This window comes from Diaminobutyricimonas aerilata, from assembly GCF_002797715.1.
In the GTDB taxonomy this organism is placed as follows: Bacteria; Actinomycetota; Actinomycetes; order Actinomycetales; family Microbacteriaceae; genus Diaminobutyricimonas; species Diaminobutyricimonas aerilata.
Map to the genome: position 1 here is coordinate 305,460 of NZ_PGFF01000001.1, position 12,457 is coordinate 317,916.

Genomic DNA, 12,457 nt, shown 5'->3' on the forward strand with positions numbered 1-12,457 from the left:
CTGCTAGAGCGCGATGTCCTTCGGCACGTAGACGAACGCATCCCGGCCCGACTCGAGGCGGACGCCGATGCGGCGGTAGGCGACCCGTTCGTAGTGGTCGGCGGCCGCGAGCTGCGACTGGTCGAGTTCGAGCACCGCACCGTCGACGCGATCGGAGGGCCGTCCCGTGTGCTCGAGTCCGGGATGCACGTCGCTCCCGCTCGCCGCGATGACGTCGGGATCGGTGATCCGCACCTCCCCGAGCCGATAGCCGGCGAGCGTGTCGGGCTGCGTCGGCACGACCCGGCCGAACAGCGCGAGTTGCACGCGCTCGAGTCGGAGGGTGCCGAACGAGAACACGAGGGCGCTCATGGGTCCACTCTAGGAGCCGGACGGTTGGCGTCCCGCGCCTTGGGGTAGACAGACCGTCCTGTCCCATCACTGGGGTCTTGGGGGGACAAATCGTCCCGCCCTACTGTCGAGTCAAGCCGGGAGGCGGCGCTCACTAGGCCGCCGGGGATCCGACCCGGCAAAGGGGACCGGTCGCATCCGTGCACAGGGCTTTCTGGCGGATCCCGCCCTCTCTCTCGTCCACGGATCGCAGCAGTACGGCCCACAGCAGTGCGCCGTGCGGATCCCTTTCATCGCTTGGAAAAATCATGTCTTCCACCGTCACCTCCACCCGTCCCGCCCGCAGCCGCAAGGTGCGCGCCATCCTCGCCGGAGGCGTCGTGCTCGGCGTCGGCGCGGCCGTCACGCTCGCCGCCTGGTCTGACTCCGAGTTCGCCACCGGACTGTTCAGCGCCGGCTCCTTCAACCTCGAGGGCAGCGCGAACGGGACCGCCTACGACGAGCACCCGGCCGCAGACGCCCCCGCGTCGCTCGCCTTCTCGCTTCCGCTGGCGCAGAACCTCGCGCCGGAGGAGACGGTCTACGCCCCCTTCGCCGTGCGTCTCGACGACACCACGACCTCGCCCGCCGACGTCGCTCTGACAGTCGCCGGCACGACCGGTGTCGTCGCGGGCCTCACGTACGAGCTCATCGCGACGTCGAGCTTCGGCTGCGACGCCACCACCACGGGCACGACGATCGTGCCGTCGGGCACGGCGCTCACCGCGGGCACCGGGTCGTTCGACCTCGCCGCCGGAACCGCCGGCGCCGCCGGAGCCCCGGTGAACCTGTGCTTCGCCGTCAGCGCCGACTCCAGTCTCGCGCAGGGCCAGTCGGGCGCCGTCACCTGGCAGTTCGCCGCCACCTCGGCGAACTGATGACGAACGCGGCCACGCCGCGTCGACGGGACATCCGACGGCGACGGCGCTTCCGACGCGCCCGTGCGCTGCTCGCGGGGGCCCTCGTGCTCGGCGGGGGAGCGGCGACGACGCTCGCCGCGTGGACCGACGGCGAGTTCGCCGCCGGTGCGGTCGCCGCGAGTGTCTTCGCCACGGAGTCACGCGGCTCGGGAGACTCGGGGTACCGCCCCAACGACACCGCGCCCGGCGCCGTGCTGACCTTCACCTCGGGGAGCGCCATGTCGCCGAGCAGCTCGCACTACGCGTGGCTCAACGTGCGGACGACCACCGGGTCGACCGTCGCCGGCACGACGGCGCTCGCCGGCCTGACGACGGCCGCCGCGGCGAGCGGCGACCTGCGACCGGTGCTCGAGTACCGGATGGTGCGAGGCGCCTCGGCGACCGCGGCATGCGACAGCACCGCCTTCACCGCCTCCGCCACCTACCTCGTGGGCGGCGCGGCGGCTTACGCCTCCGTCTCGAGCGCCGTGCCCTCGACCCGTGTGCCCACGACGCTCGGCGCCCACGGTGCGGGGGAAGCCCGCTTCTGCGTCGACATCCGCATCCAGAGCACGGCCGCCAGCACCTACCAGGGCACCGGCGCGACGTTGACCTGGCGTTTCGACTCCATCTCGGCGGCGTGACCATGGTCCGCCCCGCGCGCCGCACCCTCTCGACCGTCGGCGAGATCGCCCTCACTGCGCTCGCCGCGGGCGGGGCCCTCTGTCTGCTGCTCGTGGTGCTCGCCGTGGCGTTCCATGTCACTCTCATCATGTTCAAGACCGGCTCGATGTCGCCGACCATCCCCGCCGGCTCGCTCGCGGTCGTCCGTGAGATCCCGGCGAACGAGGTGCGGGTCGGCGACGTCGTGACCGTCGACAGGGCCGGAGCGCTGCCGGTCACCCACCGGGTGACCTCGGTGCAGCCGGCGGCGGGTGGGCAGCGCATCATCACGATGAAGGGCGACGCGAACCGGGATCCCGATCCGTTGCCCTACACGGTCGAGCGGGTGCGGCTCGTCATCGCGCACGTGCCGGAGCTCGCGCGCGTCGTCGGCTGGTTCTCCGACGCCCGGGTGATGGGAGGGATCGCCGTCGTCGCGGCGGGCATCGTCACGTGGGCGTTCTGGCCGCGGGAGTCGACCGAGGTCCACGGACCGCGCCACCGGGCGCCCCGCGCGCCGCGCGGATCGCGCGTCGCGCGGTCGATGGCGATCGTGCTCGTCGGTGGCGGAGTGCTCGCCGGCACGGCCCTGCCCGCACAATCCGCACGCGCGGTGGAGACGGAGATGGTCGAGCACGTCGTCGAGGGCGAACATGTGACGCTCGTGAGCGTCGGCGATGCGGCGCGGAATCGACGGATGACTCCCGGAGGATCCGCGGTGTGGCAGGTGGGCGCGCTCGCCCAGGCGGAGGAACGTGGCGAGGTCGCGCTCTCGATCAGCGGCATCGGGGATCCCGGCGCGGGGTTCGAGATCGCCGTCACGGCGTGCAGCGAGCGCTGGCGCGACGATGCCTGCGCTGGCAGCGCGACCGAACTCCTGTCGCGCCGCTCCGCGCCCGTCGGCGACGACACCATCGCGTTGCAGCGCATCCGGACCGACGAGCAGAGCTGGTTGCGCATCGCGGTGCACCGCCGCGCGGACGCCGCCGCGGCGGGCCGACTCGAGTTGCGACTGCAGGCGGATGGATTCGGCGACGTCGTGGTCGTCGGCAGCGACGTCGACGCCCCGCTCGCCACCACCGGCGCGAACGTCGCCGGACCGATCGCCGTGGCACTGCTCGCGGTCGGCACCGGATTGCTGGCTGCACGACTCGGCCGTCGGCTCCCGCGGTCGGCGGTCGCGCGATGATCGGGCGGCGTGGTCGCGTGGCCGCACTGGTGCTCGGCGCCGCTCTCACAGCGACCCTCGTCACCGCGACGCCCGCGTCCGCGAGTTGGAGCGACCCCGAGCACGCCGGCGGCACGGTCGCCGCGGGCCGGGTGCTGCCGCCGGGAGGATTCACCTGCACGGTCGGCAATTTCCTCGTCGGCGGACTGCTCCAGCAGGCCATCCGTTTCAGCTGGACCGCACCGCCCGCCACGAGCCTCAAGCCGAACCGATTCAGCGTGACGCTGAGCTACGCCGGGGGACTCAACCCGCCGACCGGCACCTACTCGGCGAGCGGCACGGCCACCGAGCTGTTCGTGCCGACGAACACGGTCATCGGCATCGGCAGCAGCACGGCGCGCATCAGCTCGCACCTCGGCACCTGGTCCTCGTCGCCGGCGGCGCAGACCCGCACCGTCTCGGTGACGAACGTACTGCTCGGCGTGCTCGTAGACTGTTCCTGATCCCGAGCGTCCCGGGCGGATGCACGCATGACGAAGGCCCGGCGACGCGGAGTCGCCGGGCCTTCGGCTGTCAGCGGCGTGAGGCCGTGGGGATCGAACCCGTCGCCGTGCCCGGTTCATGCAGGGCGCCCATCGCATCCGCCGCGCGCTGAGCCTGCAGCTGGGTGTCGAGCTGGGCGTCGGCGTCGGCCGCGTCGGCGGCGTGCGCCTCCTGCAGTGCCGACTTCTCGCGCAGCGGCGTCGCCTTGAGGAAGAAGCTCAGCGCGAACGCGATCGCGACGACCGCGAAGCTCACCCAGAAGACGGTGACGGTGGCCTGCCCGAAGCCGTCGAGGAACGGTGCCGACAGGCGGTCGTCGGCGGCGTTGAGGAACGACGTGTCGCCGTTGAGCGCATCCGCGAGCTTGCCCTGATCCTTGCTCGTCAGCAGCTCGACGATGCGGGCGTTGTCCGGATCCGCCACGACCTGGGGATCCTGCAGCGCGGCGGCCAGCTCGCGCTGGTGCGCGCTGTTCTCGAAGGCGGCCTTGAGCGTGTCGGGGATGCGGCTGAACAGCACCGAGAAGATGACCGCCGTGCCGAGGGTGCCGCCGATCTGACGGAAGAACGTCGCCGCGGAGGTCGCCACACCCATGTCGCGCGGACCCACCGCGTTCTGGCTCGCGATCGTGAGCGTCTGCATCAGTTGGCCGAGTCCGAGACCCGCCAGCAGCATCCCGCCCATGAGGAACCAGACCGGCTTGTCGTAGCTCGAGAAGGTGAGGTACAGGAAGCCGGCGGCGAGCAGGAACGTGCCGATGATCGGGAACATGCGGTAGCGCCCCGTGCGCGCGATGATCTGGCCGCTCGCGATCGACGAGATCATGAGGCCGAGGATCATCGGCAGCATGAGCAGTCCGCTCTCGGTGGGGCTCACGCCGTTGACGAGCTGCAGGTACAGCGGGATGGTCATCATCGCGCCGAACATGCCGAAGCCGACGAGCACGCCGAGCACGGTGGCCATCGAGAAGGTCGACGAGCGGAACAGCTTGAGCGGGATGAGCGCGTCATCGCCCATGAGCCGCTCGACCCACACGAACGAGACGATGCCGATCGCGCCGACGATGTAGCAGGCCCACGCGCCGGGGGAGGACCAGCCCCACTCGCGACCCTGTTCGGCGATGAGGATGAGCGGAACGACCGCGAGCACGACGGTGAGGGCGCCCCACCAGTCGATGCGTGCGGATCGCGGCGTGTGCGGCAGGTGCAGGAACGCCATGACGATGGCGAGGGCGATGATGCCGATCGGGATGTTGATCAGGAACACCCAGCGCCATCCGGTGACGCCGAAGATCTGGTCGACGCCGGCGAGCAGGCCGCCGATGAGCGGACCGAGCACACTCGAAATGCCGAACACGGCGAGGAAGTAGCCCTGGTACTTCGCGCGTTCACGCGGGGCGAGGATGTCGCCCATGACGGCGAGGGGGAGGGCCATCAGCCCGCCCGCACCGAGGCCCTGCACCGCGCGGTATGCGGCGAGCTCGTACATCGAGTTCGCCATGCCGCTGAGGAGTGACCCGATGAGGAAGATGACGATCGCGATGATGAACAGCGGGCGTCGGCCGAAGATGTCGCTGAGCTTGCCGTAGATCGGCGTCGCGACCGTCGAGACGATGAGGAATGCGGTCGTGACCCATGCCTGCAGGCTCAACCCGTCGAGGTCGTCGGCGATCGTCTTCATCGAGGTTCCGACGACGGTCTGGTTGAGGGCGGAGAGGAACATGGCCGCCATCAGGCCGAAGATCACGTAAAGGATCTGCTTGTGGGTCATCACGCCACCGGCGTCGGCGATGGCCTGGGCGCGGTCCTTCGATGAGATCCGGGGGGTTGTGCGACGCGGCATGGGTCCTTCTGGGGGAGTTAAACGACAGCAGCCGTCGGCGACACCGACGGCGGTAAACTTGCGCAGACTGCAAAGTTACACGCCGAGCAGCTTTCGGGCAAGTGGTTCACGGCGGACGTTAGGCTCGATCGATGCTCGCCCGACCCCTCGCTGTCGCCCTCGCCGCCGTCACCCTGCTTCTCGCCGGTTGCGTCGGAACGCCGGACCCGGAGCCGACCGAGCCGCCCACCGCATCCGCCACTCCGACCGAGAGCGCGACCCCCACGCCCACGCCGACGCCCACTCCCACCTTCGACAGTTCCGCGCAGTCGATCGACGACCCGAACAGCACGTGGGTCGTCGTCAACAAGCTGCGCCCGCTGAACCCGGCCGACTACACGCCCGGGGACCTCGTCGACGTGCCGGTGCCGTTCGCGAACCCGCCCCAATTGCGGCGGGAGGCCTCGGATGCGGTCGTGGCGATGTTCGCGACCGCGAGCGCCGAAGCGGGGCTGCAGATGCAGTCGCAGAGCGCCTATCGCAGCTACCCGACCCAGGTGACGGTCTACAACCGCTACGTCAGCGAGCGCGGACAGGCCGGAGCCGACCTCACGAGCGCCCGGCCCGGGCACAGCGAGCACCAGACCGGCCTGTCGATCGACATCTCGTCCGTGCCGGCGAACTGCTCGCTCGCCGCGTGCTTCGGAGAGACGCCGCACGGGCAGTGGCTCGCCGCGAACGCGTACCGCTTCGGCTTCATCCTGCGCTACCCGGCCGACAAGACACCCGTCACCGGGTACGAGTACGAGCCGTGGCACTTCCGGTACGTGGGCGTGCCGCTCGCGACCGAGATGCACACCAAGGGCATCACGACGCTCGAGGAGTTCTTCGGGCTGCCGCCCGCCCCCGGCTACGCCGGCTGACGGTCGCCCGCCTCCGACTCGCGCCCTGCGGCCGCCGAAGTCGCACTCCGGCACAGTACGGACACGTGTGCACCGTGCGGAAGTGCGACTTCAGGGTCCGCGCGAGCGTTTCCCGCAGCGGGGACCCGCGGGGAGGTGCGGGTCAGGCGCCGAGGGCGGCGTCGACGATCGCGCGGGCTTCCGCCTGCACCTCCCGCAGGTGCTCGGAGCCGCGGAACGACTCGGCGTAGATCTTGTACACGTCCTCGGTGCCGCTCGGGCGGGCCGCGAACCACGCGTGCTCCGTGACGACCTTCACCCCGCCGACCGCGGCGCCGTTGCCGGGCGCTTCGCTCAGCCGCGCGGTGATCGGGTCTCCGGCGAGGGTCTCCGCGGTGATGGCGGAGCCGTCGAGCTTGCCGAGCCGCGCCTTCTGCTCCTTGCTCGCCGCCGCATCCACCCGCTCGTACGCGGACGCACCGAAGCGCTCGGTGAGCTCGGCGTACAGCTGCGACGGCGTCTTGCCCGTGACGGCGACGATCTCCGCGGCGAGAAGGGCGAGCAGGATGCCGTCCTTGTCGGTCGTCCACACGGTGCCGTCTTTGCGCAGGAAGCTCGCGCCGGCGCTCTCCTCGCCGCCGAACGCGACCGACCCGTCGATGAGGCCGGGCACGAACCACTTGAATCCGACCGGCACCTCCCACAACCGGCGGCCGAGCGATTCGGCGACGCGGTCGATCATCGTGCTCGACACGAGCGTCTTGCCGATCGCCGCATCCTGACGCCACTCCGGCCGGTGCGTGTAGAGGTACTCGATCGCGACCGCGAGGTAGTGGTTCGGGTTCATGAGGCCGCCGTCGGGTGTGACGATGCCGTGACGGTCGGCGTCGGCGTCGTTGCCGGTGAGGATGTCGAAGTCGTGCCGGTGCGCGAGCACCGACGCCATCGCGGAGGACGACGACGGGTCCATGCGGATCTTGCCGTCCCAGTCGAGCGTCATGAAACGCCAGGTGGGATCGACCGTCGGGTTCACGACGGTGAGGTCGAGCCCGTACTTCTCGGCGATGAGCTTCCAGTACCCGACGCTCGCGCCGCCGAGCGGGTCGGCGCCGATCCGCACGCCGGCACGCTTGATCGCGTCGATGTCGATGATGTTCTCGAGGTCGGCGACGTAGTGCTCGCGGAAGTCGTAGGTGTCGACGCCGCTCGGTTCCGCCATCTTCACGTCGCGGTTGCCGTCGGCGATGAGCTCGTTGGCTCGGTTCGCGATCCACGATGTGGCGTCGGAGTCGGCCGGTCCGCCGTGCGGCGGGTTGTACTTGAAGCCGCCGTCGCGGGGCGGATTGTGGCTCGGGGTGATGACGATGCCGTCGGCCTGGTCGTCGTGCCCCTCCCTGTTGTAACGCAGGATGGCGTGACTGAGCGCCGGTGTCGGCACGTAGTCCTCGTACGCGTCGACGAGGGCGTGCACGCCGTTCGCCTCGAGCACCTCGAGCGCCGTCGTCTCGGCGGGACGGCTGAGGGCGTGCGTGTCCCGACCGACGAAGAGCGGACCGGTGATGCCCTGGCTCGCCCGGTACTCGACGATCGCCTGCGTGATGGCGGCGATGTGCGTCTCGTTGAAGGCGGTGTCGAGCGAGGAACCACGGTGCCCGCTCGTGCCGAACACCACCCGCTGAGCCGGGTCGGAGACGTCGGGCACTCCCGCGTAGTACGCGGCGATGAGTGCCTCCACGTCGACGAGGTCGGATTCGGTGGCCGGTGTTCCCGCTCGGTCGCTCATGCGGCAAGTCTGGCACCGCGCACGGCCCGTTCTCCACGGGCTTTCAGCTTCCCGGATGACGAGGGAACGGCGTGCGCCGCTAGGCTCGCAGCCATGCCCGATCCCGCCTCGACCGAGCGCTACAGCTACCTCGGACCGGCCGGCACCTTCACGTGGGCCGCGCTCACGCGAGTGCCCGAAGCCCAGGGCAAGGAGTGGGTGTCGGTCAACAACGTGGGGGAGGCCCTGCACGACGTCGTCTCCGGCCGCAGCGTCGGCGCGGTCATCGCGATCGAGAACAGCGTCGAGGGCGGCGTGAGCGCCACCCAGGACGCCCTCGCGAGCATCCCTGACCTGCGCATCACGGGGGAGTACCTCGTGCCGGTCGACTTCGTACTCGTCGCCCGCCCGGGCACGGCGCTCGCGGATGTGCGGGTCGTGAGCGCGCATCCGGTCGCCTACGCCCAGTGCCGGGGTTGGCTCGAGCGCACCATCCCGGCGCACGCCCACGTTCCGGCGAGCTCGAACGTCGCGGCCGCGCACGACCTGCTCGACGGGGCGATCGCCGACGCCGCGATCGCGCCGCCGACCATCCGCGAGCAGGTCGACGTGGAGGTGCTCGCCGAGCACATCGTCGACAACCCGCACGCCGTCACCCGCTTCGTGCTCGTCGGCCGCGCCGGCCGGCTGCCCGAGCGCACCGGAGCGGACAAGACGAGCCTGATCGTCGAGCTGCCCCACGAGGAGCCCGGCGCGCTGTTGGAGATGCTCGAGCAGTTCGCCACGCGCGGCGTCAACATGAACCGCCTGCACTCCCGGCCCATCGGCGACGCGCTCGGCCGGTACCGGTTCGTCATCGACATCGACGGTCACGTGCAGGACGAGCGTGTCGCCGACGCGCTGCTCGGGCTCAAGCGGTTCAGCCCGAAGGTGATCTTCCTCGGGTCCTACCCGCGGGCCGACCGGCAGGCCGTCGAGGTCACCTCGCGGTACGACGACGACGTGTTCATCGACGCCCGCGACTGGCTGCGCGGGCTGCTGAGCGGCGAGCCGGAGTAGCAGCGGAGCAGCGGCGCCTACTGCGGCACGTCCACCGAGTGCCGGGCTGCGCCGACCTCCTGGTCGGAGTCGATCTCCTCGTCCTGCGGGATCCGCACGACGAGTGCGCCCGGGTCGATGTAGGTGCGGATGGCGGTCGCCTTGCCGAAGGCGTCGCCGTCGAGTTCGTACTCCTCCGGCTCGGAGAACCGCATCACGAGCTGGCGCCCCTTCATGTAGCGCAGGGCGCGCACCTCCTTGCTCGTGCCCATGAGGCGTCGGCCGACCTCGGTGCGGCGCAGCACGCCGTTCTCCCAGGCGATCTTCACCCAGATCTGGAACCAGCCGAAGAGCCCCTTCGGGCGCAACGCGACGATGTCGAACAGTCCGTCGTCGACGGCGGCCTCGGGCAGCAGCAGGATGTTGGCCGGCAGCGATCCGCAGTTGCCGATCAGGATGGTGTGGGCGGCCATGCCGCGGGTCGGCTCGTTGTCGAGGCGATAGCGCATCCGGAGCCGGGATCCTCCCTTGAGGGAACGCGCGATCGCGTCGACGTAGGCGAGCCAGCCCACCTTTTTCTTGAGTTCCTCGTTGGTGTTGACGATCATCTGGGCGTCGAGCCCGAGTCCGGCCATCACGAGGAACGCGTTGCGCGAGAGGCTGCCGTCCTCCATGCGCGCCTCGAACACGCCGAGGTCGATGCTCCGGTCCTTGCCCGTGAAGGCGACCTCGATCGAGCCCGGCTGGTCGTCGAGGGTGAGGTCGAGGTTGCGGGCGAGCAGGTTGCCCGTGCCCGACGGGAGCAGCGCGATCGGTACTCCCGTGCCGCGCAGCTGTTCGGCGACCGCACGCACCGTGCCGTCGCCGCCGGCAGCCATGACGACCGCGGCACCCTGCTCGAGCGCCTTCTTCGTGACCTCGCCGCCCGGGTCTTCGACGCTCGTCTCGAACCACAGCGTCTCGCCCCACCCGGCGCGCTGCTGCGCGTCGGCGACGGTCGCGCGCAAGTCGTCGACGTCGACCTTCACCGGGTTGTACACGACCGCGGCGACGCTCGGGTTCGCGGGGCGGGTGGCCGTCTCGGGTGCCGTCATGGCACCAACGTATGTCACCCGCCCGTGAAGGAAGGGGGTGTCCGGGCGCATTCCCGGGCGGCGCCGCGGCGATCGATAGGCTGAGCGGGTGATCGATCCGCAGCTCCTCCGCGAGAATCCCGACCGAATCCGTGCGTCGCAGGAGCTGCGCGGCGGCTCGTCGTCCGCGGTCGACGAGGCGATCCGAGCGGATGCGGAACGCCGCGCCGCGATCGGCGAGTTCGAGGCGCTGCGCGCCGAGCAGAACGCGTTCGGCAAGAGGGTCGCGAGTGCCCCGAAGGACGAGAAGGCGGCCCTCGTCGCCCAGGTGCAGGAACTCGCCGCGCGGGTGAAGGCGGCGAGCCAGCGTGCGAGCGAAGCGGAGGGCGAGTTCACCCGCATCGTGGGCCGCATCCCGAACCTCGTGCTCGACGGGGTGCCTGCGGGCGGGGAGGACGACTTCGTCACCCTCCGCGAGGTCGGCGAGCGGCCCGTGTTCGACTTCGAGCCGCTCGACCACCTGGCGCTCGGCGAGAAGCTCGACGCGATCGACATGGCCCGCGGGGCGAAGGTCTCCGGCGCGCGGTTCTACTACCTCAAGGGCATCGGCGCGCGGCTCGAACTCGCCCTCATGCAGCTCGCCCTCGACCGGGCGCTCGCGGCCGGGTTCGTGCCGCTCATCACGCCCACTCTGGTGAAGCCCGAGATCATGCAGGGCACCGGATTCCTCGGCGAGCACGCCGACGAGGTGTACCACCTGCCCGACGACGACCTCTACCTCACCGGCACGAGCGAGGTCGCGCTCGCCGGCTACCACGCCGACGAGATCCTCGACCTGTCGGACGGGCCGCTGCGCTACGCCGGATGGTCGACGTGCTACCGCCGCGAGGCCGGAAGCCACGGCAAGGACACCCGCGGGATCATCCGCGTGCACCAGTTCAACAAGCTCGAGATGTTCAGCTACGTCGACCCGGCCGACGCCGAGGCGGAGCACGAGCGCCTGCTGGCCCTGCAGGAGGAGATGCTGCAGTCCCTTGGGCTCGCGTACCGCGTGATCGACACGGCGGCGGGCGACCTCGGCACGAGCGCGGCGCGCAAGTTCGACGTGGAGGCGTGGGTGCCGACGCAGGACGCGTACCGCGAACTCACGAGCACGAGCAACTGCACCACCTTCCAGGCGCGACGGCTCGACATCCGTTCCCGAACCGAGAGCGGCAAGACGGCTCCGGTCGCGACCCTCAACGGCACGCTCGCGACCACTCGGTGGATCGTCGCGCTGCTCGAGACCCATCAGCGTGCCGACGGCTCGGTCGCGGTACCCGAGGCGTTGCGCCCGTACCTGGGCGGCCTCGAGGTGCTGGAGCCGGTGCGATGACGGACCGCTGGCTCGTGGCCCTCGACATCGACGGCACCGTGCTGCAGGAAGACGGCACGATGTCGGATGCGGTGATCGAGCAGGTGCAGCGCGTCGCCGACCTGGGGCACGAGGTCATGCTCGCCACGGGGAGGTCGGTGTCGATGACCCTGCCCATCCTCGACCGGCTCGGCATCTCGCCCGAGTACGTCGTGTGCGCGAACGGCGCCATCACGCTGCGCCGCGACGGCGACGCTCCGGTCGGCTACCGGCGCGAGTTCGTCGAGACCTTCGATCCCGCCGAGGTGCTGACGACCATCCGCGGGCATCTCTCCGAGGCGCGGTTCGCGGTCGAGGACGCGGAGGGCCACTACCGCTACTCGGGCGGCGCGTTCCCCGACGGGGCGCTCTCGACCACGAGCGAGCACGTCGAGTTCGAGGAGCTGCTCGATCTCGAGGCCACGCGTGTCGTCGTCATCTCGCCGGAGCACGACATGGAGGAGTTCCTCGGCGTCGTCGAGCGGATGGGGTTGCACCGGGTCAGCTACAACGTCGGCTGGACGGCTTGGCTCGACATCGCCCCCGACGGCGTGAACAAGGCGACCGCGCTCGAGCGGGTGCGGCAGCGCCTCGACGTGCCGAGGGAGCGGGTGCTCGCGATGGGCGACGGACGCAACGACATCGACATGCTCGAGTGGGCCTCCGAGCATGGGCGCGGGGTGGCGATGGGACAGGCGCCCGACGACGTCGCCGCGGCCGCGTCCGAGCGCACCGGCACCGACCTCGACGACGGCGTCGCCGCGGTCCTCGCGGACTTCTGATCCGCCGACCAGGGCGACGGCAGGTGCGCCCGGTACACTCGTGT

General features: G+C 70.6%; 12 protein-coding genes. 8 read left to right on the forward strand and 4 right to left on the reverse strand.

The features are described from left to right. Positions 1–3: 3 nt before the first annotated feature. Positions 4–351: a gamma-glutamylcyclotransferase family protein gene (locus tag CLV46_RS01535; RefSeq protein WP_100363166.1), complete on the reverse strand. Its 348-nt coding sequence runs from the start codon at positions 349–351 to the stop codon at positions 4–6. 287 nt (positions 352–638) lie between these two features. Between CLV46_RS01535 and CLV46_RS01540 the strand changes: the two genes are divergently transcribed. Genes CLV46_RS01540 through CLV46_RS01555 form a run of 4 tightly spaced genes read left to right on the forward strand, consistent with a single transcriptional unit; the run spans position 639 to position 3,602 of the window. Further along, positions 639–1,247, forward strand: a complete 609-nt coding sequence (locus CLV46_RS01540) for a SipW-dependent-type signal peptide-containing protein (protein ID WP_100363167.1) — start codon at positions 639–641, stop codon at positions 1,245–1,247. Next, positions 1,247–1,912, forward strand: coding sequence for a hypothetical protein (locus CLV46_RS01545; protein ID WP_100363168.1), 666 nt, complete (start codon positions 1,247–1,249; stop codon positions 1,910–1,912). The genes CLV46_RS01540 and CLV46_RS01545 overlap by 1 nt, the downstream gene beginning before the upstream one ends. A gap of 2 nt (positions 1,913–1,914) precedes the next feature. Continuing rightward, on the forward strand, positions 1,915–3,120 hold the full coding sequence (locus CLV46_RS01550; protein WP_100363169.1) for a signal peptidase I: 1,206 nt from the start codon (positions 1,915–1,917) through the stop codon (positions 3,118–3,120). 17 nt (positions 3,121–3,137) lie between these two features. Beyond that, on the forward strand, positions 3,138–3,602 hold the full coding sequence (locus CLV46_RS01555) for a hypothetical protein (protein ID WP_100363170.1): 465 nt from the start codon (positions 3,138–3,140) through the stop codon (positions 3,600–3,602). 70 nt (positions 3,603–3,672) lie between these two features. Here the strand turns inward: CLV46_RS01555 and CLV46_RS01560 are convergent, their stop codons facing one another. Then, a complete protein-coding gene (locus CLV46_RS01560) occupies positions 3,673–5,412 on the reverse strand; it encodes an MDR family MFS transporter (RefSeq protein ID WP_100365821.1) in 1,740 nt (579 codons plus the stop codon). A gap of 203 nt (positions 5,413–5,615) precedes the next feature. Here CLV46_RS01560 and CLV46_RS01565 point away from each other — a divergent pair, with 203 nt between their 5' ends. Further along, positions 5,616–6,386, forward strand: a complete 771-nt coding sequence (locus CLV46_RS01565) for a M15 family metallopeptidase (RefSeq protein ID WP_100363171.1) — start codon at positions 5,616–5,618, stop codon at positions 6,384–6,386. 142 nt (positions 6,387–6,528) lie between these two features. Here CLV46_RS01565 and pgm read toward each other — a convergent pair whose 3' ends face one another. After that, positions 6,529–8,148, reverse strand: coding sequence for a phosphoglucomutase (alpha-D-glucose-1,6-bisphosphate-dependent) (gene pgm / locus CLV46_RS01570; protein WP_100363172.1), 1,620 nt, complete (start codon positions 8,146–8,148; stop codon positions 6,529–6,531). Between the two features lie 93 nt (positions 8,149–8,241). On the opposite strand from pgm, the gene pheA reads away from it, so the two are divergent. Then, complete coding sequence (gene pheA / locus CLV46_RS01575; RefSeq protein WP_100363173.1) at positions 8,242–9,186, forward strand: prephenate dehydratase; 945 nt, start codon at positions 8,242–8,244, stop codon at positions 9,184–9,186. A 17-nt stretch (positions 9,187–9,203) separates the two neighbouring features. Here pheA and CLV46_RS01580 read toward each other — a convergent pair whose 3' ends face one another. Then, entirely contained in the window at positions 9,204–10,259 is a 1,056-nt protein-coding gene (locus tag CLV46_RS01580) for a diacylglycerol/lipid kinase family protein (protein ID WP_100363174.1), read from the reverse strand. Positions 10,260–10,347: 88 nt separating this feature from the next. Here CLV46_RS01580 and serS point away from each other — a divergent pair, with 88 nt between their 5' ends. Together serS and CLV46_RS01590 are read left to right on the forward strand one after the other, a co-directional pair. Continuing rightward, entirely contained in the window at positions 10,348–11,613 is a 1,266-nt protein-coding gene (serS, locus tag CLV46_RS01585) for a serine--tRNA ligase (protein WP_100363175.1), read from the forward strand. Then, positions 11,610–12,413 carry an HAD family hydrolase gene (locus CLV46_RS01590; RefSeq protein ID WP_100363176.1) on the forward strand — a complete coding sequence of 268 codons (804 nt, stop codon included), beginning with the start codon at positions 11,610–11,612 and terminating at the stop codon, positions 12,411–12,413. Before serS ends, CLV46_RS01590 begins: the two co-directional genes overlap by 4 nt. The last annotated feature ends 44 nt before the right edge of the window (positions 12,414–12,457 follow it).